Annotated in this window: 19 protein-coding genes and 2 pseudogenes; 9 read left to right on the forward strand and 12 right to left on the reverse strand. The window is 67.4% G+C overall.

Annotated elements, in window-relative coordinates; all coding sequences use genetic code 11:
• From DWA33_RS25765 to DWA33_RS18620, 4 genes and pseudogenes are all read left to right on the forward strand, one after another.
• Positions 1–103: pseudogene (locus DWA33_RS25765) on the forward strand (integrase core domain-containing protein); the annotation flags it as partial.
• Positions 82–261: pseudogene (locus tag DWA33_RS18610) on the forward strand (integrase core domain-containing protein); the annotation flags it as partial. The pseudogenes DWA33_RS25765 and DWA33_RS18610, both read left to right, overlap by 22 nt.
• 210 nt (positions 262–471) lie before the next feature.
• Positions 472–1,392 carry an ABC transporter ATP-binding protein gene (locus tag DWA33_RS18615; RefSeq protein WP_114360017.1) on the forward strand — a complete coding sequence of 307 codons (921 nt, stop codon included), beginning with the start codon at positions 472–474 and terminating at the stop codon, positions 1,390–1,392.
• Positions 1,393–1,394: 2 nt separating this feature from the next.
• Positions 1,395–2,156, forward strand: a complete 762-nt coding sequence (locus DWA33_RS18620; RefSeq protein WP_114360018.1) for an ABC transporter permease — start codon at positions 1,395–1,397, stop codon at positions 2,154–2,156.
• An 86-nt stretch (positions 2,157–2,242) separates the two neighbouring features.
• Here DWA33_RS18620 and DWA33_RS18625 read toward each other — a convergent pair whose 3' ends face one another.
• Entirely contained in the window at positions 2,243–2,593 is a 351-nt protein-coding gene (locus DWA33_RS18625) for a hypothetical protein (RefSeq protein ID WP_114360019.1), read from the reverse strand.
• Positions 2,594–2,862: 269 nt separating this feature from the next.
• On the opposite strand from DWA33_RS18625, the gene DWA33_RS18630 reads away from it, so the two are divergent.
• A complete protein-coding gene (locus DWA33_RS18630) occupies positions 2,863–3,633 on the forward strand; it encodes a L,D-transpeptidase (RefSeq protein ID WP_114360020.1) in 771 nt (256 codons plus the stop codon).
• A gap of 58 nt (positions 3,634–3,691) precedes the next feature.
• Here the strand turns inward: DWA33_RS18630 and DWA33_RS18635 are convergent, their stop codons facing one another.
• The gene (locus tag DWA33_RS18635; RefSeq protein ID WP_114360021.1) at positions 3,692–5,971 is read right to left on the reverse strand and encodes a spermidine synthase; all 2,280 of its coding nucleotides are present in this window, start codon (positions 5,969–5,971) and stop codon (positions 3,692–3,694) included.
• Positions 5,972–6,130: 159 nt separating this feature from the next.
• Here DWA33_RS18635 and DWA33_RS18640 point away from each other — a divergent pair, with 159 nt between their 5' ends.
• Positions 6,131–7,741: a phytoene desaturase family protein gene (locus DWA33_RS18640; RefSeq protein WP_114360022.1), complete on the forward strand. Its 1,611-nt coding sequence runs from the start codon at positions 6,131–6,133 to the stop codon at positions 7,739–7,741.
• A gap of 69 nt (positions 7,742–7,810) precedes the next feature.
• Here the strand turns inward: DWA33_RS18640 and DWA33_RS18645 are convergent, their stop codons facing one another.
• A complete protein-coding gene (locus DWA33_RS18645) occupies positions 7,811–8,113 on the reverse strand; it encodes a hypothetical protein (RefSeq protein WP_114360023.1) in 303 nt (100 codons plus the stop codon).
• Positions 8,114–8,576: 463 nt separating this feature from the next.
• Between DWA33_RS18645 and DWA33_RS18650 the strand changes: the two genes are divergently transcribed.
• Positions 8,577–9,467: a 50S ribosomal protein L11 methyltransferase gene (locus DWA33_RS18650; protein WP_114360024.1), complete on the forward strand. Its 891-nt coding sequence runs from the start codon at positions 8,577–8,579 to the stop codon at positions 9,465–9,467.
• 24 nt (positions 9,468–9,491) lie between these two features.
• Here the strand turns inward: DWA33_RS18650 and DWA33_RS18655 are convergent, their stop codons facing one another.
• The gene (locus tag DWA33_RS18655) at positions 9,492–9,686 is read right to left on the reverse strand and encodes a hypothetical protein (RefSeq protein ID WP_114360025.1); all 195 of its coding nucleotides are present in this window, start codon (positions 9,684–9,686) and stop codon (positions 9,492–9,494) included.
• 197 nt (positions 9,687–9,883) lie between these two features.
• On the opposite strand from DWA33_RS18655, the gene DWA33_RS18660 reads away from it, so the two are divergent.
• The gene (locus DWA33_RS18660; RefSeq protein WP_114360026.1) at positions 9,884–11,713 is read left to right on the forward strand and encodes an aminopeptidase P family protein; all 1,830 of its coding nucleotides are present in this window, start codon (positions 9,884–9,886) and stop codon (positions 11,711–11,713) included.
• Positions 11,714–12,082: 369 nt separating this feature from the next.
• Positions 12,083–13,369, forward strand: coding sequence for a multidrug effflux MFS transporter (locus DWA33_RS18665; protein WP_114360027.1), 1,287 nt, complete (start codon positions 12,083–12,085; stop codon positions 13,367–13,369).
• 273 nt (positions 13,370–13,642) lie between these two features.
• Here DWA33_RS18665 and ligA read toward each other — a convergent pair whose 3' ends face one another.
• The 8 genes from ligA to DWA33_RS18705 all read right to left on the reverse strand — a co-directional run bounded on the left by ligA (position 13,643) and on the right by DWA33_RS18705 (position 25,587).
• Positions 13,643–15,757 carry an NAD-dependent DNA ligase LigA gene (ligA, locus tag DWA33_RS18670; RefSeq protein ID WP_114360028.1) on the reverse strand — a complete coding sequence of 705 codons (2,115 nt, stop codon included), beginning with the start codon at positions 15,755–15,757 and terminating at the stop codon, positions 13,643–13,645.
• Positions 15,758–15,948: 191 nt separating this feature from the next.
• Complete coding sequence (gene recN, locus DWA33_RS18675) at positions 15,949–17,634, reverse strand: DNA repair protein RecN (protein WP_114360029.1); 1,686 nt, start codon at positions 17,632–17,634, stop codon at positions 15,949–15,951.
• A 12-nt stretch (positions 17,635–17,646) separates the two neighbouring features.
• Positions 17,647–18,555, reverse strand: coding sequence for an outer membrane protein assembly factor BamD (locus DWA33_RS18680; protein ID WP_114360030.1), 909 nt, complete (start codon positions 18,553–18,555; stop codon positions 17,647–17,649).
• Between the two features lie 229 nt (positions 18,556–18,784).
• Positions 18,785–19,747, reverse strand: a complete 963-nt coding sequence (gene lpxC / locus DWA33_RS18685) for a UDP-3-O-acyl-N-acetylglucosamine deacetylase (RefSeq protein WP_114360031.1) — start codon at positions 19,745–19,747, stop codon at positions 18,785–18,787.
• Positions 19,748–20,094: 347 nt separating this feature from the next.
• Positions 20,095–21,879, reverse strand: a complete 1,785-nt coding sequence (gene ftsZ / locus DWA33_RS18690) for a cell division protein FtsZ (protein WP_114360032.1) — start codon at positions 21,877–21,879, stop codon at positions 20,095–20,097.
• 93 nt (positions 21,880–21,972) lie between these two features.
• Positions 21,973–23,295 (reverse strand): cell division protein FtsA, encoded by a 1,323-nt coding sequence (gene ftsA, locus DWA33_RS18695; protein WP_114360033.1) that lies wholly within the window; start codon positions 23,293–23,295, stop codon positions 21,973–21,975.
• On the reverse strand, positions 23,292–24,278 hold the full coding sequence (locus tag DWA33_RS18700; RefSeq protein ID WP_114360034.1) for a cell division protein FtsQ/DivIB: 987 nt from the start codon (positions 24,276–24,278) through the stop codon (positions 23,292–23,294). The genes ftsA and DWA33_RS18700 overlap by 4 nt, the downstream gene beginning before the upstream one ends.
• Before the next feature lie 319 nt (positions 24,279–24,597).
• A complete protein-coding gene (locus DWA33_RS18705; RefSeq protein ID WP_114360081.1) occupies positions 24,598–25,587 on the reverse strand; it encodes a D-alanine--D-alanine ligase family protein in 990 nt (329 codons plus the stop codon).
• Positions 25,588–25,661 lie beyond the last annotated feature (74 nt).

Here is a 25,661-nt window from a genome sequence, read left to right on the forward strand (position 1 = left end):
GAGGCAATGCTGCGCGAGCTCGGCATCGTGCACCGTTACACTCGGCCTTACCGCCCCCAGACCAACGGCAAGATCGAGCGCTTCTGGCGGACCCTGGACGACGACGTGATCGACGGAGCCACCTTCGACAACCTCGACCACTTCGCCAACGAGTTGTTCGAATACATGGTCTATTACAACAACTTCAGGCCCCACCAGGCCCTCGGCGGCAAAACCCCGAAGGACTTCGCCGCCGACAAAAAAATCCGATCACCGAATTAGTGAACTCGCACAGCAATGACGCGGTGAGGGTCGGTGCCATGAAGCGACGACGCGCTGAGGTTCGGTGTCAGGAAGCCGCGACACGAATTTTCCCCTCCCCGGCCTGTTCGTGCTGTCGGTTGCACCGCCCCTCGCCCGTCCTTATGTAATCCGTCCGCACGTTCCGGCTGCGTTCCGCCCTTCCCCGCGCCCGAAGCTTACCGAGCCCGCATGGCCCCGATCATTTCCATCCAGAATCTGAGCAAGACCTACGGCACCGGGCGCAAGGCGCTGAACGGGGTCAGTCTCGACATCATGGGCGGCGAGATCTTCGCGCTGCTCGGGCCGAACGGCGCCGGCAAGACCACGCTGATCGGCACGATCTGCGGGCTGGTCAACCCGACCGGCGGCACCGTGACGGTCGACGGCCACGACATCATTGCAGACTACCGGGCGGCACGCGAGCTGATCGGGCTGGTGCCGCAGGAGCTGCACACCGATGCGTTCGAATCGGTGTGGGACACGGTGAGCTTTTCCCGCGGCCTGTTCGGCAAGCCGAAGAACCCGGCCCATATCGAGAAGGTGCTGCGCGACCTGTCGCTGTGGGACCGCAAGGACTCCAAGATCATCACCCTGTCGGGCGGCATGAAGCGCCGGGTGATGATTGCGAAAGCGCTCAGCCACGAACCGCAGATCCTGTTTCTCGACGAGCCGACCGCAGGCGTCGACGTCGAGCTGCGCAAGGGGATGTGGGAGGTGGTGCGGGCGCTGAAGGCGACCGGCGTCACCATCATCCTGACCACGCACTACATCGAGGAAGCCGAGGAGATGGCCGACCGCGTCGGCGTCATCAACCACGGCGAATTGATCCTGGTCGACGAGAAGTCGGCGCTGATGCAGAAGCTCGGCAAGAAGCAGCTCAAGCTGCATCTCGACACCCCGATCGACACCGTGCCACCGCAGCTCTCCGCCTACGACCTCGCGCTGTCGGACGACCGCAGCAAGCTGATCTACACTTACGACACCCGCGCCGAACACACCGGCATCACCGCGCTGCTCGGCGACATCCGCGCCGCCGGCATCCGCTTCCACGATCTCGACACCAGCCAGAGCTCGCTGGAGGAGATCTTCGTCAGCCTGGTGAGGACGTGAGCATGAATTGGCGAGCAATCCGCGCGATCTATCTGTTCGAAATGGCGCGGACCTGGCGGACGCTGATGCAGAGCATCGTGTCGCCGGTGCTCTCGACCTCGCTGTATTTCATCGTGTTCGGCGCAGCGATCGGCTCGCGCATCGACCAGGTCGAAGGCGTCGGCTACGGCAGCTTCATCGTGCCGGGCCTGATCATGCTGAGCGTGCTGACTCAGAGCGTCGCCAACGCCTCGTTCGGCATCTATTTTCCGAAATTCACCGGCACCATCTACGAGATCCTGTCGGCGCCGGTGTCGTTCCTGGAGATCGCGGTCGGCTATGTCGGCGCCGCCGCCAGCAAGTCGATCATCCTCGGCCTGATCATCCTGGCGACCGCCGGCCTGTTCGTGCCGCTGCACATCGCCCATCCGGTATGGATGTTCGGCTTCCTGGTGCTGACCTCGGTGGCGTTCAGCCTGCTCGGCTTCATCATCGGCATCTGGGCCGACGGGTTCGAAAAGCTGCAGGTGGTGCCGCTGTTGATCATCACGCCGCTGACCTTCCTCGGCGGCAGCTTCTATTCGATCTCGATGCTGCCGCCGGTCTGGCAGACGGTCGCGCTGTTCAATCCGGTGGTGTATCTGGTCTCCGGCTTCCGCTGGAGCTTCTACGAGATCTCCGACGTCAATGTCGGCGTCAGCCTCGCCGCCACCTTCGGCTTCCTGCTGGCCTGCCTCGCCGTGGTGTGGTGGATCTTCAAGACCGGCTATCGGCTGAAGTCCTGATCACGCTGATTTCACCAACCACAATGGCTTTATAAAAGAAAAGGCGCGGCCGAACGGCCGCGCCCCGTCGGATCGGACCCGCTCCCTCAGCGGCGGCGATAGCAGCGGAATTTGCCGCTGCGGGTGTAATAGCCCTTGCAGCGATGGCCGCGGTGATAGCGATAGCGCGGGCCGTGGTTGGGCAGGCCCAGCACGCCGTTCACCGCACCGACCGCGCCGCCGACGCCGGCGCCGATCGCGCCGCCTACCGCCCCACCGATCGGACCGGCCGCACGATTGCCTTCGCGGGCGCCCTGCTCGGCGCCGCGGACGATGCCTTGCGAATGACCGGCAGTCGGAATCGTCAGCACCGCGAGCGCCAGGGCGGCAGCCGCGAACAGCGCTTTGAATGGGGTTTGCTCGGCGCGAGCGGCGAACGCCTTGGCAGTGATCTTCATCGATGTCCCTCCGGATTGAAACGCCCGACAGAACGCCGGGCGCGGACTCTGCGTCACATTAACACCGCGGCGCGTCCCGGGTTCCCGTTTCGCCGAGATTCCGCCGCGTCGGTGTCTTGATGCTGCCGCCGGCGTCGCGGAAGTGCTCTTAACGATGCCGAAGGTTTTGCTGCCGCGACGCGGCGGCGACTGGAAACCGTCGCAGCCGCTATGCATATTACCTTCGGGCGGGCAAGGAAGTGAAAGGATCGGGCCAGGAGGCCGGCACCATGCGATCGTATCTCGTATCTCTCACCGGCCTGATCCTGCTGGCGCTCTCCGCCACCGCACAGGCGAAAGTCGCCATTACCGTCGACAAGGACAATCAGCAGCTCACCGTCGCGGTCGACGGCGTCGAACGCTACCGCTGGCCGGTGTCGACCGGCAATCCGTCGCACGAAACCCCGAACGGCAAATTCCAGACCTTCAGGATGGAAGCCGACCATTATTCGAAGGAGTTCGACGACGCGCCGATGCCGCACTCGATCTTTTTCACCAAGCGCGGCCACGCCATCCACGGCACCGACGCGGCCGGCAAGCTCGGCGTGCCGGTGTCGCACGGCTGTGTCCGTCTGTCGCGCGACAACGCCGCGACGCTGTACGCGCTGGTCGAGAAGGAAGGCGTGCTCAACACCACGGTGACGCTGACCGGCTCGTCGCAGGTCGCGCTGGCGCGGCTGAAGACCAAGGCCGGCAGTGCCGTCGCCCGTGCCGAACCGGCGCCCAACCCGACTTATGATGCTGCCGGCGAGCCGGTCGAGCTGGCGCCGAGCCAGCCACGGGTGGGACGTCCGCAGGTTGCCGACGACGGCTACATCTATCCGGCCGACGGCAGCTACGGCGACCGCCGCTACCCGGCCCCGCCCGGCTATCGCCGCGTCGCCCCGCCGCAATACGGCTACGTCGAGAACGACTCCTACGCCCAGGATTACGCGCCGCGGCGGCGTTATCAGCCGCGCGGCTTCTTCGACGACGGCTATGGCGGCTACTCGGCCTACTGAAGCCGAGCCAAGATCCGATTGCAACGCGCGGCCTCCCCGGCCGCGCGTTTTTCCTGGGTCACTCCTCGCCTTCGCGCAGCCGGCGCCACACCGCGCCGAGCACGTTGGAGTAATCGTCGGTCCACACCCGCTGGCCGGGCCGCGGCTCGGTCATGGTCCAGTCGTCGTCGCCGCCGAGCGCACCGACGTCGGCCTCGTCGCGTGCCGAGATCACCACCGAGGTGGCGAAGATGTAGTCGGCATCGCGGCCGGGATCCTGCGATGCGGTCCAGCTCTTCAGCCCGTTGGCGGCGGCGATGCCGACCGCGACGCTCGACAGTTCGAGGTGGCGGTTGGAAACGTGCATCAGCACCGCGCCCTGCGGCGCCAGCTTGGCCTTGTAGATCGCCATCGCCTCGCGGGTGGCGAGATGGATCGGGATCGCATCCGACGAATAGGCGTCGACGATGATCAGGTCGTAGGCGCCATCGGGTTGGTGCGCGAAGGTCAGCCGGGCGTCGCCGACCACCGGCTGCAGATCCGGCGCGCATTTGCTGACGAAGCTGAAATATTTCGGATCGCGCGCGGTGTCGATCATCGACTGGTCGATCTCGAAGAACCGCCACTGCTCGCCCGGCGCCGACGCGCAGGTCAGTGAGCCGGAGCCGAGCCCGATCACCGCAACCCGGATCGGGCCGCCCTTGCGTTCGCGGATCGCGGCGATCGCCTGTCCGATACCGCCGTCCTTGTAATAATAGGAGATCGGCTCCGGCCGCCCGGTCACCGGCGTGCCGTCGTCATTGCGCACCCGCTCGGCGCCGTGGATCGTGGTGCCGTGCAGCAGCACATGGAAGCGGCCGTCCGCCGTCACCTGGATCTTGTGCACGCCGAAGAAGCTGCGCACCGTCTCGACCCGGCCCTCGTCGGCCGGATACAGCCGGATCAGCAGCAGCGCCAGCACCACGGTGGCGAGCAGCTTCGTCGGAGCGGCGCGCAGCACCAGCGCGATCACCGCGGCGAACGTCGCGACGTCGGCGATCATCAGCACGCGGTTGGTCGCGAACCAGTCGTGCAGCTTGCCGGTGGTGAACGCCGAGGTGATCAGCACCGCCGCCATCGCCCCGATCAGCAGCCAGATCGGCAGCGACCATTGCGGCCTGCGCTCCGGCATTTGCGGCCGGCACAGCACCGCCAGCGCCAACAGGATCGGGTACTCGGCGATCCACGAGAAGGTGTACGGCGCCACCAGCCCGGCGAACAATCCGCCGACCATGCCGCCGAACGACAGCGCCACGTAGAAGCCGGTGAGATGCCGGGCCGGAGGCCGGGTGCGGGCCAGTTCGCCATGGCTGGCCATTGCGATGATGAAGAAGCACACCAGATGGCCGCCCAGCGTCAGCAGCAGATTGTGCTCGGCCGCCGACGACGCCAGCAGCACGATGATCACCGCGATCGCGACCGGCTGCAGCGCCAGCATCCATTTGTGCGGCAGCAGCGGCCGCGACTGGAACACCAGCACCCAGGTCAGCAGGTACAGCGACAGCGGCAGCACCCACAGCAGCGGTGCCGCTGCGACATCGGTCGAGATGTGCGCGGTGACGGCGATCAGCAGCCCGGACGGCACCGCGGCGAGAAACACCCAGCGCGCCACCGTCAGCCATGACGGCGCCGGCGCGTCGCTGTCCTCGCCCGCGACGTCGGTCGCCGCCGTTGCCGGCGCCCGCAGCAGCAGCACGCCGCAGCCGGCGATCAGCAGGATCAGCACGCCGTAGCCGGCGGTCCAGGCCAGGTTCTGTAGCCGCAGCGTCAGCAGCGGTTCGAGCAGCACCGGATAGGACAATAGCGCCAGGAAGCTGCCGATGTTGGACGCGGCGTAGAGGAAGTACGGATCGCGGCCGTCGGGATGGCCGGTGCGGACGAACCACGCCTGCAGCAGCGGATTGTTGGCGGCGAGCGCGAAGAACGGCAGGCCGATCGACACCGCGAACAGCCCGAGCAGCCAGAACGCCGAGCCGTTCGACGGCGGCGTGCCCCAGCCGGGTGTGATCGCCAGCGGCAGCGTCAGCATCGCCCCGACCAACAGCAGAAGATGCACCGCGACCGGCACCCGGCGGTCGGCGAACCGGCTGAGGCCGTGCGCATAGGCGTAGCCGGCGAGCAGCAGCGACTGGAAGAACACCATCGCCACCGACCACACCGCCGGCGAGCCGCCCAGCCGCGGCAGCACCATCTTGGTGAACAGCGGCTGCACCGAGAACAGCAGCAGCGCGCTGACGAAGATCGCGACGGTATAGACGATCAGGATCTGCCGGTTGCGCGACGGGCTGTTCGGGCCCGCGACGGGGGGCGACTCGGTCATGGCGGCTCCTGCTGGGTCCGCCACAGCGGACGCTCGACATCGTCGGCCATGGCGATGAATTCCGGCAGGCCCGTGACGCGCCGCATCCTAGCGTTGCTCTGTGAACGATGGCAAAACCGGGCGCGAACAATCCTGTCGCACCGGTCCAGGAACCTTGCGATGTCCGATTTCGACGTCCTGATCATCGGTGCCGGTCACAACGGCCTCACCTGCGCGGCCTATCTGGCGCGCGCCGGACTGAAGGTGAAGGTGGTGGAGCGCCGCAGCGTGGTCGGCGGCGCCGCGGTGACCCAGGAGTTTCATCCCGGCTTCCGCAACTCGGTCGCGGCCTACACGGTCAGCCTGCTCAATCCGAAAGTGATCGCCGATCTCCAACTGCACGAGCACGGGCTCAGAATCGTCGAGCGCAAGGCGCAGAACTTCCTGCCCGCGCCGGACGGCCAATATCTGCTCACCGGCGGCAACGCCACCGCCGCCTCGCTGGCGCGGCTCAGCGCGCATGATGCCGCGGCGTTCGGCGGGTTCGCCGCCGAGCTCGAAACCATCGCCGACGTGCTGCGGCACTTCGTGCTGCGCGCCCCGCCCAATCTGGTGGCACAGTTCGGCCTGCCAGCGATCCGCGAAAGCCTGAACGCGCTAGGAACGGCCAACCGGCTGCGCGCCCTGACGATCGAGCAGCAGCGGCTGCTGCTCGATCTGTTCACCTGCTCGGCCGGCGAGATGCTCGACGCAAGGTTCGAGCATGATCTGGTCAAGGCGCTGTTCGGCTTCGACGCCATCGTCGGCAACTACGCCAGCCCGTATGCCGCCGGCTCGGCCTATGTGATGCTGCATCACGCCTTCGGCGAGGTAAACGGCAAGAAGGGCGTGTGGGGTCACGCGCTCGGCGGCATGGGCGCGATCACCCAAGCGATGGCCGCCGCCGCCCGCGCCGCCGGCGCCGAGATCGAAACCTCGGCCGGGGTGCGCGAGGTGCTGGTCGAGCAGGATCGCGTGGTCGGCGTCAGCCTCGACGACGGCCGCAGCGTGCGGGCACGGTTCGTGGCGTCCAACGTCAATCCGAAGCTCTTATACACCTGCCTGCTGCCGCAGGACGCCCTACCCGACGACGTCCGCCGCCGGATGCAGCATTGGAAGACCGGCTCCGGCACGTTCCGGATGAACGTCGCGCTGGCGAAGCTGCCGTCGTTCACCGCGCTGCCCGGCGACGGTGACCACCTCACCGCCGGCATCATCATCGCCCCGGGCCTGGCCTACATGGACCGCGCCTATCAGGACGCCCGCGCCCACGGCTGGAGCCGCGATCCGGTGGTCGAGATGCTGATCCCGTCGACACTCGACGACAGCCTGGCGCCGAAGGGCCAGCACGTCGCCAGCCTGTTCTGCCAGCACGTCGCCCCCGAGCTGCCGGACGGCGCCTCCTGGGACGACCATCGCGACGAGGTCGCCGACCTGATGATCGCGACCGTCGACCGCTACGCCCCCGGCTTCGCTGCCAGCGTGCTCGGCCGCCAGGTGCTGTCGCCGCTCGATCTCGAACGCGAATTCGGGCTCGTCGGCGGCGACATCTTCCACGGCGCGTTGTCGCTGAACCAGCTGTTCTCGGCCCGTCCGCTGCTCGGCCACGCCGATTATCGCGGCCCGCTGAAGGGCCTCTATCACTGCGGCAGCGGCGCCCACCCCGGCGGCGGCGTCACCGGCGCTCCCGGCCACAACGCCGCAGCCGCCATCCTCAACGACCACCGCAGCCTGTTCGCAAGCCGTGGGTAAGGCCGGGGATAAGCCTGTGGATAAGCTGTGGAAAACCTGTTGCCGACGCCGGCCTTTGCGCGCCGTGCCTCAGCCGCGCAGGCAGCGCTTGGCTTCGGCGATCTGGGCCCAGCTGTAGCCGTTCTTGATCGCCCAGGCGATCGACTTGGCGCGGCCGTGTTCGCCGACGTAGTAGCGCACCGTGACGCAGTCGACGCCCGCCGGAATGGCCGGCTGCCCGGCGGGGAAAGCCACCGGCGTGACGCCGCCTTGCCCGTTGGCGAATGCCGCGGACGTGCCGACCGGTGCGAACAAGGCTGAAACGGCTACAATCGCGGACAGTCCCCGACGCCGGGCGGCGGTCGCAAATGAAACTTCGTTGGCCTTGATCATCACACCTCACGTTGGCTTGTCTGGGGTCGTCGCTGGCGGCGCTGTCAATCAAGCTGCGGCCGAGCGCGCGAACGCATTGGCCAGAGATCAAGGCGACAACATGACGCTCACAACCAAAACTTGAAACGCAGCAAAATTGGAACTGGTTCCCCGGTCGAAGCTGGAACGATTGGATTTTCTGGCAGCGCCAGCGACGCGTCGTAGCGACCGTGCTCAAGCATCAGAACCTCGGCTGCGCCGAGCGTTTTCTACACCGCGGGCATGGACTTGGCGTATCTTCGTCACGCTGTGCACGAGTCTGTCGACAAGTCGCGTGAAGGCTGTGGACAGCCGGTGAATCTTCCGGATTCAACCCTGTGCATAAGTCATGGACAAGTTGTGCGTTTCCGGCGCAGAAGCGGTGGACGATCTGTTGAGAAATCGCTTCAGCCGCGCTCCCTCGCCGCCAACCTTCGGACCTGCCATGACTGATCCCGCCCCCACCGTCCGCGCCAGCTTCGTGCTCGGCGACGAGGCCACCGCCCGCCGCGTCACCGATCTGCTCGGCGAGTGCTTCGACGAGGCCGAGATGGCGATCGCAGCGTTCGAGCGGCCGGACCGCAGCTGGGAGGTCGCGCTGCATTTCGGCGAACAGCCGAACCTCGATCACATCCGCGAACTGGTGGCGCAGGCCGCAGGCCCCGAGGCCGCGCAGGCGATCAGCGTCGAAACCGTCGCCGCCAAGGACTGGGTCGCGGCGAGCCTGGAAGGGCTGGTGCCGGTGCCGGCCGGCCGCTTCGTCGTCCACGGCAGTCATGACCGTGATCGGGTGCCGGCCAACAAGCTCGGCATCGAGATCGAGGCGGCGCTGGCGTTCGGCACCGGCCATCACGGCACCACCCGCGGCTGCCTGACCCTGCTCGACCTGGTGCTGCGCGCCGGCCCTCCGCAGCGCGTGCTCGACCTCGGCACCGGCACCGGCGTGCTGGCGATCGCCGCCGCCAAGGCGCTGCGTCACACCGTGCTGGCCACCGATATCGACAAGCAGTCGGTCGCGGTCGCGCGCGAGAACGCGCGGCTCAACGGCGTCGGCAATCTGGTGCAGGCCGAATGGGCGACCGGCTTCGCCTCGCCGGTGTTCGCCGCCCATGCGCCGTTCGATCTGGTGCTGGCCAATATCCTCGCCAATCCGCTGCGCAGCCTGGCGCAGCCGATGAGCGAGCACCTGGCGCCCGGCGCGCTGGTGATCCTGTCGGGGCTGCTGCAGCCGCAGGCGCAGAGCGTGATCGCGGCCTATCGGGCCCGCGGCTGCGTGCTGCTGCGGCAACTGGTGATCGAAGGCTGGAGCAGCCTGCTTCTGGTGAAGACGTTCTGACGGGGAGCGCCGCTGTGCGAGGGCTCAGTGCGCGGGCTTGTCGGGGAAGCGACTGTGGGCGTCGCCGTTCGGGTCGGTGCGCTTGACCGCCGACTGGACGAAGCGATCCAGGATCCGCACGATCACACCACGCGGCTGCTTCTGCTCGGGCTCGACGTTCGGAGGTGTACCACCCGGGCGGACCGGCGGGGAGATCTTCTCAAACGTAAAAGCAGGCATGGTGTATCACCTCGTCATTGAGTTGAGACACTCCCGGGATTTGTCCCGGACGCGTTGTCGGAGCTTGTTGCAGCTGGCACTGCGGAGCTCCCGCCCGTCTCTTGCGGGCTCGATAAATCAAGCATAACTCGTGCCATAAGCTCAGCTTTATGCATGCCGGGTGAGCAGTGCACAACAGGTCCAGGGAGCAGACCGCTATGTTCGAGTCGCATTTCCAGAGCTTCGAGGAGCCCGAGAGCGGCGTCGCACTCACCGCGCGGCTGTCGGCGTTCCGCGAAGAGCTGCTGCGGCGCAAGCTCACCGGATTTGCGATTCCCCGCGCCGATCAGCAACAAAACGAATATGTGCCGCCGTCCGAAGAGCGGCTGGCGTGGCTCTCCGGCTTCACCGGGTCGGCGGGTCTGGCCTACGTGCTGATCGATCAGGCCGCTTTGTTCGTCGACGGCCGCTACACGCTGCAGGCCGCCAAACAGGTCGACGGAAATGCCTGGCGCATCGAGTCACTGGTCGAGCCGCCGCCGGAACGCTGGCTGGAGACACATCTGAAAGCCGGTGATCGCCTCGGATTTGATCCGTGGCTGCACACTTCTTCGGCAGTCGAGCGGATGCAGGCCGCCTGCGCCAAGGCCGGCGCCGAGCTGGTGGCGGTCGACGGCAATCCGGTCGATGCGGTGTGGAGCGAACGCCCCGCGCCGCCGCTCGGACCGGTCAGCATCCACGGCGTGGAATTTTCCGGCGAGAGCGAGGCCAGCAAGCTCGGCCGCATCAACGACGAGCTCGCCCGGTTGAAGGCGGATGCGCTGGTGCTGTCCGACTCGCACGCGGTGGCCTGGACCTTCAACATCCGCGGCGCCGACGTCTCGCATACGCCGCTGCCGCTGTCCTACGCGCTGCTGCCGAAGGACGGCCGCCCCACCATCTTCATCGACGGCCGCAAGCTGTCGAACAGCGTGCGCGACCATCTCGAACAGACCGCCGAGGTCGCCGAGCCGGCCGCGCTGGCGCCGATGCTGCGCGAGCTCGCCAAAACCGGCGCGACGATCGCGCTCGACAGCGCCACCGCGGCCGATGCGCTGACCCGGCTGATCCGGGATGCCGGCGGCAAGCCGCTGCGCGGCGCCGATCCGGTGGCGCTTCTGAAGGCCGTGAAGAACTCCGCCGAGGTCGACGGCACCCGCGCCGCGCATCGCCGCGACGCGGTGGCGCTGGCGCGCTTTCTCGCCTTCATCGATGCGGAGGCGCCGAACGGCACGCTGACCGAGATCGACGCGGTCGAAGCGCTGGAGACGTTCCGCCGCGACACCAGCGCGCTCAAGGACGTGTCGTTCCCGACCATCTCCGGCACCGGCCCGAACGGCGCGATCGTGCATTATCGCGTCACCCGCAAGAGCAACCGGCGGATCCAGCCCGGCGATCTGCTGCTGATCGATTCCGGCGCGCAGTATCAGGACGGCACCACCGACGTCACCCGCACCATCGCGGTCGGGACGCCTTCGGCGGAGATGCGCGACCGCTTCACCCGCGTGCTGCGCGGCCATCTGGCGATCGCCCGCGCGGTGTTTCCCGACGGCACCACCGGCGCGCAGCTCGACACCCTGGCGCGGCAGTTCCTGTGGCAGGCCGGGATCGATTTCGAGCACGGCACCGGCCACGGCGTCGGCAGCTATTTGTCGGTGCACGAAGGCCCGGCGCGGATCTCCAAGCTCGGCACCACGCCGCTGAAGCGCGGCATGATCCTGTCCAACGAGCCCGGCTACTACAAGACCGACGGCTTCGGCATCCGCATCGAGAATCTCGAACTGGTGGTCGAGAAACAGATCGGCGGCGCCGAGAAGCCGATGAACGGCTTCGAGGCCCTGACGCTGGCGCCGATCGACCGCCGCCTGATCGACGTCGCGATGCTCAGCGCCGAGGAACTGGAATGGCTGAACGCCTACCACGCCCGCGTCCGCGAAACCGTCCGCCCCCACCTCGACGGCCCGATCCAGCTTTGGCTCGACGCTGCGACAGCGCCGTTGGAGGCCTAACCTTTGAGGCGGTGAGCGCCGCCCTCTCCACGAGTCATTCCGGGGCACGCGCATAGCGCGTGAGCCCGGAATCCATAGCCCCTGGACTCGCGGAGAAGCACGGCGGCTGCGCCCCTCCTCCATCACAGACGCCAGGGGATATGGATTCCGGGCTCGCGCTCCGCGCGCCCCGGAATGACAGTCGAGAGTCTCTGCGCACACTCCAGAATGACGCGTGGCTGACGATCGGCCACTGCCGACACCGCCCCCGCCCGCCCTCCGCATAGCCTTATGCCGAAAAACCGCCTGTTAGCATCGTTCCGGCAGGCTACAGTCGTTTCACCAGCTCACATCCTTCGCCACGGCAGGCCCGTCGGGAACCGCTCACGCATGCACGGAATCGTCGGCAGATACGCAACGATCGACGCCAGCCGGCGCGACGCGCCGCCGTCGAAGCTGCTGCTTCTGCTGCTGGTGCTGATGAACGGTGCCGCACCGATCGCGCTGTACATCTTCGTGCCGGCGCTGCCGGTGCTGGCGAGCGATTTTTCCAGCGACATCTCGGTCGCGCAGATGACGGTGTCGCTCTACATGGTCGGGCTGGCCTGCTCGCAGCTGATCATGGGGCCGTTGTCAGATCGGTTCGGCCGCCGCCCGGTGCTGCTCGGCGGGCTGGCGTTGATGGTCGCGGCCAGCATCGGCTGCATCTTCGCGCAGACGCTGCCGCAACTGATCGCCTTGCGCTTCCTGCAGGCGCTCGGCGGCGCTTCGGGCATGGTGATCAGCCGCGCCATCATCCGCGATCTCTACAGCCGCGACCGCGTCGGCGGCATGCTCAGCCTGGTGATCGCCGTGATGATGATCGCGCAGATGCTGAGCCCGCTCGCCGGCGGCGTGATCGAAACCGCGTTCGGCTGGCGCGCGATCTTCTACGCCGTCACCGCCGGGGCGATCGTCGTCGCCGCCGCGATCACACTGGCGCTGCCGGAAACATGCCGGCGCAGCGCGCCCGCCGCGCCGCGCGGCGGCTTCCGCACCGACCTGCGCAGCCTGTTCGGCAGCCGCGCCTTCATCGGCTATGTGCTGTGCCAGGTGCTGGCCTCGGCGATCATCTTCATCTTCGCCGGCGGCGGCCCCTACGTCGTGGTGACGCAGATGGGCCGCAGCAGCGCCGAGTACGGCGCCTGGTTCGCCAGCTCCGGCTTCGCCTATCTGATGGGCAATTTGTTCTGCGTGAAGTTCTCGCCGCGGCATTCGCTCGACCGGCTGATCTGGTTCGGCCTCGGCTTGCAGATCGCCGGCGCGGCGCTCAATCTGGCGTGGGGCGTGCTCGGCTGGAATCAAGTGCCGAGCTGGCTGTTCGGCACCCACATGATCATCATGTTCGGCAACGCCGCGGTGATGGCCAATGCCGCCGCCGGCGCGATCAGCATCCGGCCGCAGGCGGCCGGCACCGCATCCGGTCTGATGGGCTTCACCCAATTCGGGTTCGGCTCGCTATGCTCGCAGGCCGGCGCCTGGCTCGGCGGCCATTTCGCGACGCCGCTGCCGCTCAACATCGCGATCTTCGGGACGGCGCTCGCCTGCGCCTCGGCGATGATCTTCCTGGTGCCACGCCGCAATCTGATCGCGACCGAGGAGATGATCGAACAGGCGGAAGAAGAGACGCTGGTGTAGACCGATCCCAGCGTCGTCCTCCGCGAAAGCGGAGGATCCAGTATCCCAGAGACTCACGCGTTCACATCGAAGCGCCTCAACGAGTCATTCCGGGGCGCTCACGCAAGTGAGCGAACCCGGAATCTGACACGCGGATGGACTGCAGCGAGATTCCGGGTTCGCGCTACGCGCGCCCCGGAATGACTCGTGGAGGGGACGGCGGACCGCCTCAAAGCTCTGGGATACTGGTTCGCCCGCCTGCGCGGGCGATGACGGATGGGGGGATGTCGACGATCATCCACCGATCAGCGCCAGCCACTCGTCTTCGGTCAGCACCGTGACGCCGAGGTCTTTCGCCTTGGTCAGCTTGGACCCCGCATCCTCGCCGGCGACGACGTAGTCGGTCTTCTTCGACACCGAGCCGGCGACCTTGGCACCGAGCCGCTCGGCAGTGGCCTTGGCTTCGTCGCGGGTGAATTTCGACAGCGATCCGGTGAACACCACGATCTTGCCGGCGACCGCGGTGTCGCGTCGCGCCTGCTCGGCCGGCAGCACCTCGGTGAGTTCGTCCAGCAGCGCATTCAGCGCCTTGATGTTGCGCTCTTCGGCGAAGAACTCGACCACTGCTTCGGCCACCACGTCGCCGATGCCGGCGATGTTGTCGAGGTCCTGATACGCCTCGGAAGCGTTGCCCTCCTCGGTCTGCGCATCGGCGGCGGCGCGCATCGCCGTCAAGAACGCATCGCGCGTGCCGTAGTGCCGCGCCAGCAGCTTGGCGTTGCCCTCGCCGACATGGCGGATGCCGAGCGCGAAGATCAGCCTGTGCAGCTCGATCGTGCGCCGCGCGTCGATCGCCGCGAACAAATTGCGCACCGAGGTCTCGCCGTAACCTTCGAGCTGTTCGAGCTTCAGTTCGGCATTGCGCGACTTCAGCGTGAAGATGTCGGCCGGCTCCTGCACCCAGCCGCGCTCGTGGAACAGCTCGATCTGCTTTTCGCCGAGCCCGTCGATGTCGAAGGCGAGCCTAGACACGAAGTGCTTCAGCCGCTCCACCGCCTGCGCCGGGCAGATCAGCGCGCCGGTGCAGCGCCAGACCGCCTCGCCCTCTTCGCGCACCGCGTGGCTGCCGCAGACGGGACATTTGTGCGGGAAGTGATACGGCTCGGCACCGGCGGGCCGCTTGTCGAGCACGACGCTGACGATCTGCGGGATCACGTCGCCGGCGCGCTGCACAACGACGGTGTCGCCGAGATGAATATCGAGTTCCTTGATGTAGTCCTCGTTGTGCAGCGTCGCGTTCTGGACCACCACACCGCCAACCGTCACCGGCTGCAGCCGTGCCACCGGCGTCATCGCGCCGGTGCGGCCGACCTGGATGTCGATCTTCTCCAGCACGGTGGTCGCCTGCTCGGCGGCGAACTTATGCGCGATCGCCCAGCGCGGCGAGCGCGACACGAAGCCGAGCCGCGCCTGATAGTCGAGGCGGTCGACCTTGTAGACCACGCCATCGATGTCGTACGGCAGCGACGCGCGCTGCTCGCCGATCCGGCGATAGAACGCGAGCGCGTCCTCGACGCTGTGGCACAGCGTGATCTCGGGATTCACCACGAAGCCGGCGTGAGCGAGCCATTGCAGCATCTTGTGCTGGGTCGGCTCCTCCATCGGATAGTCGCTCATCTCGCCCCACGCGTAAGCGAAGAACTTCAGCGGGCGCGACCGGGTGACCTCCACGTCCTTCTGCCGCAGCGAGCCGGCGGCGGAGTTGCGCGGATTGGCGAACACGGTCTCGCCGGCCTCCTCCTGGCGCTTGTTCAGCGCGAGGAAGTCCTGCTTCAGCATGTAGACCTCGCCGCGCAGCTCGCAGGCGGCGGGGATGTGCTTACCCTTCAGCGTGTTCGGCACGTCGACGATGGTGCGGACATTGGCGGTGACGTCCTCGCCGGTGAAGCCGTCACCGCGCGTCGCCGCGCGCACCAGCTCGCCATGCTCATAGCGCAGCGACAGCGACAGGCCGTCGATTTTCGGTTCGGCAACGATCGCCGGAACGTCGTCGAGCTTGAGGAAACGCTGCACGCGCTCGACGAATTCGGTGACCTCGTCGTCCGCGAAGGCGTTGCCGAGCGACAGCATCGGCACCGCGTGTTGCACCTTGGCGAAGCCGCGCGCCGGCGCCGCACCGACGGTCTGGGTCGGCGACGAGGCGCTGACCAGCTCGGGAAACTTCTGCTCGATTGCCTCCAGCCGCCGCCGCAACGCGTCGTAATCGGCATCCGAGATCTTCGGCGCGTCGTCCTGATAGTACGCCTTGTCGTGCCCCTCGATCGAGAGGCGCAATCGCATCAGCTCGATCTTGGCCTTCGGCTTGGTGAGTGTGGCGATATCGGGGGGTGGTTTCGGCAACTTTGTCATGACCGATCGATACAATGAAGGACGTAGTGATGAAAGCGGGCTCGCTTACCTCTCCCCGCAATGCGGGGAGAGGTCGACCGGCGAAGCCGGTCGGGTGAGGGGCAAGGCACGGTGCTAACCGCACAACTCGGCCTCGCGGATACGCCCCCTCACCCCGCCCCTCTCCCCGCGCGCGGGGAGAGGGAGAAGACCTACCCCGCCGCCTTGATCAGCCGGTCGGCCGCGGCCCGCGCCTCTGCGGTGATCTCGGCCCCGGCCAGCATGCGGGCGATTTCTTCGCGGCGGTGTTCTTCGGCCAGCGCGGCGACGCGGGTGGCGACGCGTTTGCCCTTGTCGAGGGCGGCTTTCGAGATCAGCAAATGCTGGTCGGCGCGGGCGGCGACCTGGGGCGCGTGGGTGACGGCCATCACCTGGACCTTGGAGGCGAGCCGCGCCAGCCGGGCGCCGATCGCGTCGGCGACCGCACCGCCGACGCCGGTATCGATCTCGTCGAACACCAGGGTCGGCGCCGAGCCCTTGTCGGACAGCACCACCTTCAGCGCGAGCAGGAAGCGCGACAGCTCGCCGCCGGATGCCACCTTCATCAGCGGGCCCGGCCGCGTGCCCGGATTGGTCTGCACCCAGAATTCGACCCGGTCGATCCCCTGCGGCCCCGGAGCCGCCACGTCGGCCTCGACCTGGGTCATGAACTTGGCGCGTTCGAGCTTGAGCGGCGCGAGCTCGGCGCCGACCGCCTTGTTGAGCTTGTCGGCGGCCTTGGCGCGCGCCGCGGACAGCTTGGTCGCCGCAGCGCTGTAGCGGGCGTCGGACTCGGCGGCGTCCTTCTCCAGCACCACCAGCCGATCGGCGCCGGCGTCGATCAGCGCGACGTCGGCGACGTATTGCGCCGCCAGCGCGGCGAGCGAATCCACCGGCGTCGAATATTTCCGGGCGGCGGCGCGCAAAGCAAACAGCCGCTCCTCGATCCGCTCCAGCTCCAAGGGGTCGAAATCCGCCGCCGCCAGCGCCGCATTGAGCAGCTGGTCGGCCTCCTCCAGCGCATTGATGGCGGCGTCGATTGCTTTCACCGCCGGCTCGACCAGTTGCGGCGCGGAGCCGGCGCGGCGCTCCAGCCGGCGCACCGCGGCGGCGAGCGAAGCCACCGGCGAATGATGCCCTCCGACCGCTTCCTGGGCCTCGCGCAGATCGGCGGCGATCTTCTCGCCCTGCATCATGGTGGCGCGGCGCTCGGCCAGCGAGGTCTCCTCGCCGTCCTGCGGCGCGAGTTGCTTCAATTCGTCGGCGGCGTGGCGCAGATAGTCGGCCTCGCGCGCGGCGCGCTCCATCCCGGCGCGATGGGCGTCGAGCGCGGCCCGCGCGGTGCGGCGGCCCTCCCACAGCGTCTCCAGCGCGGCGACGTCCTTGTCGAGGCCGGCGAAGGCGTCGAGCAGCCGGCGATGGGTGGCGGCATCGACCAGCGCGCGCTCGTCGTGCTGGCCGTGGATCTCGACCAGCGTCGCGCCGACGGTCTTCAGGGTCTGCACGCTGACCGACTGGTCGTTGATGAAAGCGCGGGTGCGGCCGTCGGCGAGCTGGACGCGGCGCAGGATCAATTCGCCGGATTCGTCGACCTCGCGATCGTCCAGGCCGTTGGCCTTGAGAATCGCGAACGCCGGGTGGGTCCTGGCGACGTCGAAGGAGGCGGTGACCTGGCCGTGCTCGGCGCCGTGGCGGACCAGCGCCGCATCGCCGCGGCCGCCGAGCGCCAGCGCAAAGGCATCGAGCAGGATCGACTTGCCGGCGCCGGTTTCGCCGGTCAGCACCGCGAGGCCACGGGAGAATTCGATGTCGAGCCGCTCGATCAACACGATATCGCGGATCGAAAGGCGCGCCAGCATGAGAGACAGGTCCTATCCGAGGCCGAGTTTCTTGAACGACCTAGAGATCCAGGAGCCCTTGTTCTCGGTCGGTTCGAGTCCACCCGACTTTACAAGAGTGTAGGCGTCTTTGTACCACTTGCTGTCAGGAAAGTTGTGGCCAAGCACGGCGGCGGCGGTCTGCGCCTCGCCGACGATGCCGATCGCCATATAGGCCTCGGTCAGCCGCGCCAGCGCCTCTTCGACGTGGCGGGTGGTCTGGTAGCGCGTCACCACGGTCTTGAACCGGTTGATCGCCGCGGCGTAGTCGCGCTTGCTCATGTAATAGCGGCCGATATCCATCTCCTTGCCGGCGAGCTGGTCGCGGGCGCCTTCCAGCTTCTGCTTGGCGCTGTTGGCGTATTCGGAGGTCGGATATTTGCGGATCACCTCTTCGAGCGCCGCGATCGCCTTTTCGGTGCGGCCCTGGTCGCGCGAGATGTCCGGGATCTGGTCGTAATTCGACGCCGCGATCAGATACTGCGCATAGGCGGCATCCGCGCTGCCGGGATGCAGCGTGACGTAGCGGGTGGCGGCACCGATACAGCTGTCGTAGTCGCCGGCCTGATAATAGGCGTAGGCCGACATCAGCAGCGATTTGCGCGCCCAATCCGAATACGGGTGCTGGCGGTCGACTTCCTCGAACTTCTTGGCGGCGCCTTTGATGTCCTTGTCCTTGTTCATCAGGTACAAGCCCTCATTATAGAGCTTGTCCGCCGGCTCATCGATCATCTTGTCGTCTTTGGCCAGGAACTTGTCCCAGATCGCGCCGGTGCCGCAGCCGCCGAGCGGCAGCGACAGCGCGAGCAGACTGAAGATCATCGGAAGGCCGCGCCGCAGGCGATCGCCTCTGCGAGAAGTATTTCCGTTCCGCAGTCCGAGCGCGATCCGCTGTGCCGACATCAATTCCAACCCGACCAATGGAGAACGGTGAGCCCGGCATCCGGCCGAGGCTACGATGGCCTTCAGCCATCGAACGACGCCGGACGAAAACAGGCGACCGCCGGCTGTTTAGCCGAAAAAGGCGACTTCACCAACCGGTTACGCAGCCAATTCGCCGGGAATAAGGCGGCCGGCTCAATCGGTTAACAGGCGGCATCGCTGTGGAAAATCACCTGACGCGCTGTTGCGGTCAGGACACGTCCGGGCCGTAGGCCGGGGCCACCATGCCGCCGACCAGACCAGTGACGGCTTCCGCGTGGCCGCGCACCGCGCGGCGGGCCGGCTCGGCTTCGATCACCCGCCAGGCGCTGCGATCGGCCAGCAGAGTGGTCAGCGCGGTGTGGTTCAGCTTGTGGCCGCCGCGCACCGAGCGATAGGCGCCGAGGATCGGCAGGCCGGCGAGCGCGAGATCGCCGATCGCGTCCAGCGCCTTGTGGCGGGCGCATTCGTCGGCGTAGCGCAGGCCTTCAGGGTTCAGCAGCCGATCGTCGTCGAACACCACCGAGTTTTCGAACGAGGCGCCGAGCGCGTAACCCATCTTCCACAGCCGGGCGACGTCGTTCATCCGGCCGAAGGTGCGGGCGCGGGCGACTTCGCGGCGGAACATCTCCGGCTCGACGCCGAGAGCGTAATTCTGCTTGCCGATGTGGGGGTTGGCGAAGTCGATTTCGACTTCGACGCGGAAGCCGGACGCATAGGGGCGGAATTCGCCGATGGATTCGCCGATCGCGGCCGAAACCGGCTTCAGAACCTGCAGATACCGTCGGGGAGCAGCCTGCTCGCGGATACCGGCCTGGTCGATGGCGGCGACGAACGGGGCAGCGCTGCCGTCCATGATCGGGACTTCGGGACCGTCGACTTCGATGGTGGCGTTATCGATGCCCATGCCGCGCAGCGCGGCCAGAACGTGTTCGGCGGTGGAAACCAGCGGTCCGTCGCTATCCCCCAGGACGGTGGCGAGTTCGGTGGCGACCACCGATTTCGACGTCGCCTTGATCTCGCGGTCGGCGCCGTCCAGTCCGGTCCGGACAAAAAGAAAACCCGCATCGACATCTGCGGGTCCCAACGTCAGAGTCACAGGACGGCCCGAATGAACACCTACGCCCGTCACCGTGGCTTGCGAACGCAGCGTGGTTTGCCGGCTGAACTTCATCAATAAAGTGTCCCACTGACGCAGTGCGGAGATCTTTCCGGTCCTGACGGCCGGGCGACTCGCTCTGTGCGTCCCCAAGTCCGGATTGACCATAGCACTGCCCCAAATCGCGCCAACTCACGCTTTTTTACGGATTGTTACCCCAACTCCGCCGTATTACCGCCGCCTCGCGATCGAATTCGACATCAATCGTGATCGCGCCGGCATTCATTCAAACTTGGCCAAAAGTCGCAAACTGGCGATATTTCAGTAGCTTAAATCGCAGTGACGAAAACCCGGGCTTGCCACAAAAAAGGGCCCCGGCGGTTCGCCGAGGCCCTGCTTCATGTCAGATTTCAGACACTGTTTCAGGTCGCCTGCCGCCGCAGGAAGGCGGGGATATCGAGATGGTCGTCGCCCTGTGGCGCGGGGGCCACAGGTGCCGGCCGGCCGTGGATATCGAGTCCCTGCGGCGCCGGGCGCTTGGCGTACTCCGACACCGGCTCCTTGCCCATCTGTTCGGCGACGCTGCGCTGCGGCCGACGCTCGGGCATCGGCGGCATCTGTGGCATCGCCGGACCATTGCCACGGGCGATCGGCTGTTCAGCCGGCTCGTCCTCGCGGCGGCCGAGGCCGTTAGCGAGTCGCTGCAGCAGCGACAGCCGGTTCTTCTGCGGGTGATCGTCCTCGGCCTCGCCGCGGACCGCCTGACGGATTTCGTTCTGGGCCGGCACCGGCAGTTCGTCGAACCGCGGCATCCGCGGCGGGCGCATCGCGGCGCGGTCGGCCGCCGGCGGCACGAAGGCTTCCGGCGCGATCGTCTCTTCGGCGACGACGCGCGACTGTTCCGGATCCGGGAACAGCGACGGCTTCTGCGGGATTGGGCGGACGGTGACGTCGCCATACGACGCCGGCTGCACCGGGGTTTCCGCCTGCGGCATCGGCTCGTTGCCGACAGCGGCGGCAATCGCGGCCAGCGCGGCGCGCTCGACATTGCTGGCCTGCCGCGGCGCGGCCGGCTCGGCGGCCGGGGCGACCGGCGCGGTGGCCTGGGCGGCACGCAGCGCGGCGGCTTCGGCGATCCGCTGATTGTCGGCCCGCAGCTTGGCTGTCAGCTCAGCCAGGCGGCTGTCGTTTCCCACCGCACTCGGCGCGGCCGCCGGGGTGCCGGCGTTGCGCGACAACTGCGCCTGCTCGATGCCGGTGGCGACCACCGACACGCGGATGATGCCGTCGAGGCTCTCGTCGAAGGTGGCGCCGACGATGATGTTGGCGTCCTGGTCGACCTCTTCGCGAATCCGGGTGGCGGCTTCGTCGACTTCGAACAGCGTCAGGTCCTTGCCACCGGTGATCGAGATCAGCAGGCCACGGGCACCCTTCATCGAGCTATCGTCGATCAGCGGATTGGCGATCGCGGCTTCGGCCGCGGTCAGCGCGCGCTTCTCGCCGGAGGCTTCGCCGGTGCCCATCATCGCCTTGCCCATCTCGCGCATCACGGCGCGGACGTCGGCGAAGTCGAGGTTGATCAGGCCTTCCTTGACCATCAGGTCGGTGATGCAGGCGACGCCCGAATACAGTACCTGATCGGCCATCGCGAACGCGTCGGCGAAGGTGGTCTTCTCGTTGGCGACCCGGAACAGGTTCTGGTTCGGGATGATCAGCAGCGTGTCGACGACTTTGTGCAGCTCGGTGATGCCGCTCTCGGCGGTGCGCATCCGGCGCGCGCCCTCGAAATGGAACGGCTTGGTCACCACGCCGACGGTCAGTATACCCATCTCGCGCGCGGCCTTGGCGATCACCGGCGCGGCGCCGGTGCCGGTGCCGCCGCCCATGCCGGCGGTGACGAACACCATGTTGGCGCCCGACAGATGGTCGCGGATCTCGTCGATCACTTCCTGCGCGGCGGCCGAGCCGACGTCCGGCTGCGAACCGGCGCCCAGACCCTGAGTCACCTGCGTTCCCATCTGGATCAGCCGCTGGGCCTTCGACATCGTCAACGCCTGCGCGTCGGTATTGGCGACCACGAAGTCCACGCCATCGAGCCCGGCCGTGATCATGTTGTTGACCGCGTTGCCGCCGGCGCCACCGACGCCGAACACGGTGATCCGGGGCCGCAGCTCGCGAATATCCGGGACGTTGAGATTGATGGTCATGGTTGCCTCTCGATTACGCGCGCGTTGGTTCGTGACGTCCCCGGCGAACGAACCGGGCGATCTGTGAAAGCGGAAGGGGGCGGAAAAGAGTCATCAGAACCCCTCGCGCAGCCAGCGGCCGACCTTGCCGAAGTAACCGGCATGGGCGTCGGAGCGAACGTGACGGGTGTGGCGGGGCTCGATATGTTCGAGATGGGCGTATTGCGGATACACCAGCAGCCCGGTCGGCACCGCGAACGAACCGCTCTTGGCTTCGTTCGGCAAGCGGCTGACGCCGAGCGGCCGGCCGACCCGCACCGAACGGCCGAGGATCCGCGTCGCGAGCTCGGGCACGCCGGTGAGCTGCGACGCGCCGCCGCTGAGCACCACCCTCGCCCGGGGCTCTGCCGCGAACGGCGAATCCGCCAGCCGGTCCCTGACCATTTCAAAAATCTCCTCGGCCCGATGCCGGATGATGTTCGCGATCGTGGCGCGGGAGATCACTTGCGGGCTGTCCCGCTCGTCCCCGGCGGCCGGGATCGACATCAACTCGCGCGCATCGGAACCGCCAGTTAGCACCGTGCCATATAACGTCTTGATTCGCTCGGCATCCGCAATGCAGGCGCCGAGTCCGCGTGCGAGATCCATCGTGATGTGCTGGCCGCCGACGGCGAAGCCGCTGGCGTGGACGAAGCGCCCGCCGGAATAGATCGCGATCGTCGTGGTACCAGCCCCCATCTCGATCAGTGCGGCGCCGAGATCGACCTCGTCGTCGGTCAGCATCGACAGGCCGGCGACGTAGGGGCTCGCCGCCATCGCCTCGACGTTGAGGTGACAGCGCTCGACCGCCAGCATCAGGTTCTTGGCGACGGTGGCGTCGGTGGTGACCACGTTCATGTCGACGCCGAACTGCCGCGCCACCATGCCGCGCGGATCGCGGATGCCCTTGACGCCGTCGAGCGTGTAGCCGACCGGCAGCGCGTGCAGCACGGCGCGGCCGATCCCGGTGGCGTGGTGCATGCCGGTCGAGGTGACGCGGCTGATGTCCTCGGCGGTGACGGCGCCGCCCTTGATGTCGGAAGTCGCTTCGATCAGCTGGCCCTGCAGCCGGCCGGCGGACACTGACAGCAGAACCGACTCCACCCGCACCTTGGCCATGCGTTCGGCCAGCGCCACGGCGTGGCGGATCGCCTTTTCGCACTCGCCCATGTCGACCACGGCGCCGGCCTTGACCCCGCGCGACTGGATCTGGCTGAAGCCGACCAGTTCGACGGCGTGGGTGCGGCCGCGCAGCGCATCCTGCGGCGGACACGGCTTCAGCCGCGCGATCATGCAGGCGATCTTGCTGGTGCCGATGTCGAGCGACGCGACCATCGCGGTGCGATGCGGCGGCATCGGGCGCGTCTTCGGCGTCTGGGTGCGATCGAAGCCGGTCACGCGTCACCAGCCTTCTTCTTGGACTTCTTGTCCTTGCTGAACTGCTCCTCGCGCGCCTTGAAGGCGGCGTCCGACAGCCGCACCGTCAGCCGGTCCGGCAGCCGCATGTCGATCGCGGTGATGTCGCGCGAGAACAGCTTGTCGTCCTGATCGAGCTTGCTGAGCATCGTCAGCGCGTTGCCGACGTCGTGCTCGGGCATCCGGATGACGAGGCCGCTGGTCAGCCAGACGTTCCAGCGCCGCTCGCCGACCAGAGCGACCGCGCGGGTCTGCGACCACACCTGCGGATAGCGCTTGAGCAGCGCCAGGAAATCCTTGGCGCGTTCGCCGGCGCCCTTCCCGACCACCAGCGGCAGCGACAGAAACCGACGTGCGACGTAGGGCTCGAGCACCGCGCCGTCGTCGGCGATCACCGACATCTGGCCGTCGAGCTGCCAGCGCGCGAACGCGGTGCGCTCGACGACGTCGATCTGCAGCTCGCCCGGATAGAATTTCAGCACGGTGGCGTCGGCGATCCACGGATTCGCCTTCAGCTTGTCGCGCACCGCGGCGGCGTCGAGAAACAGCAGCGAGGAACGGCCGGTGATGCCGCCGATCGCCAGGATTTCGTCCTGGGTGAGCTGCTTGCGGCCGGCGATCGCCACCTGCTTGATGCGGAAGCCGGCGAGATTGGCGGCGGCGTTGCGGGTGTCGTCCAGCGCCTGGATGAATTCGTCGACGTGCCCGCCCTTGACGATGCCCATGCCGGCACTGCCGAGCAGGATCAGCGCGGTGAAGGCGACGCCGACCCGGCGCGGCAGCCAGCGCTCCAGCGCCGCGATCAGCCCGCGTTGCGGCTCGGGCCGCACCAGACGTTGCGGCTGCGCCTTCTTACGCGAACGGCGCTCGCGCAGCAGCACAGCCACCGCGACGGCGACCGCTTTCAGGTCAGATTGAAGCCTCGACAGTCGCGACGACCGGGCGAGGCGCCCTCCACCATCCATTGCAAAAGCTCGTTACACGTTGCGCCCGCACCTACTTCCGGGCATTGGCGCAGGTGACGTCTCGGTGGTTCCGGGCCCGCCCGCGGGGCCGGTCCGTCTGCCTGTAATGCCAACCGAAACGGATGATGAGCTCCGCCCGGCTCACGCCACGACAGCCGAGCGCCAGGATGCGCCGCCAGCGTTAACCTTCGGCCCTCCTGGTAAACAAATCGTAAAGCAGGCCTCGGCAGAGCCGAATTTGTTTCGTCCGGAGAAGGATTTGCGGCGAAACCGCGGCTTTTCTGCACGCCCCTCGGAGGGAACCGGCGGGGCTGTCCGGTCAGCTCCGGACGCGGCGCTCGGCTATCGCGATCTGGCCGTGCAGGAAGTCGGCGAACGCGATCCCCTGCGCCTTCAACGCCTTGGGGTAGAGCGAGGCCTTGGTCAGGCCGGGCAGCGTGTTGGTCTCCAGGAAGATCGGACCGTTCTCGCCGACGATGAAGTCGGAGCGCGAGTAGCCGCGGCACGACATCACCCGATGCGCCCGCACGGCGTAATCCATGATCGCCGCCGCGATCTCGGGCGCGAACCGGCCCGGGCAGATCTCCTGGGTCGACTTCGCCAGATATTTCGCGGTGTAGTCGAAGCCGCCGTCGGCCGGCACGATCTCGATCGGCGGCAGCGCCTGGAGTGAGCCGTCCTCCGCCTCCAGCACGCCGCAGGTCGCCTCGATCCCGGCGACGAACGGCTCGATCAGATAGTCCTCGGTCTTGGCGGCGTTGCGCACCGCGACCAGGTCCTGCTCGGCATTGATGAAGAACAGGCCGTAGCTCGAACCGTCGCAGGCCGGCTTGGCGATCAGCCGGCCGTGCGTCTCGAGCGCCGCCTCGGCATCGGCGAGCGACACGCCGGTCACGGTGCGGATGCCGGCGATCGCCGCGAAGCGCTTGGCCGCGACCTTGTCGAAGGCGAGATGCGACGCCGCCGCGCCCGAGCCGGTGAACGGCACCCGGCGCAGTTCGCACATCGCCTGCAATTCGCCGTTCTCGGCGACGCCGCCGTGCAGCCCGAGCACCAGCAACCGCTGCTCGGCTGCGGCGCGGTCGAGCGCCGCTTCGAGCGCGCCGACCACCTCGCCGTCCGGCACGAACGCTTCCTCGAACGGCCGTGCATGCGCCAGCAGCGTCTGCGCCGACACCGCATGGACGCTGTCGTCGTCGTTCCAGAACCACAGATCGGCGTCCGGCAGCGCATCGTGCAGCGCCTGCGCCGAGGCGACCGACACCAGGCGCTCCTTGCTGGTGCCGCCGAACAGAATGGTGTGTCGCATCATCGATCCGCCGCGCGGTCCCTGTTGAAGTCGAAGAACGGCGGCTGCGTCCCGCGGGCCGGCGCGCGGCGCAA

The sequence above is a fragment of the Rhodopseudomonas pentothenatexigens genome (assembly GCF_900218015.1).
Taxonomy (GTDB): Bacteria; Pseudomonadota; Alphaproteobacteria; order Rhizobiales; family Xanthobacteraceae; genus Rhodopseudomonas; species Rhodopseudomonas pentothenatexigens.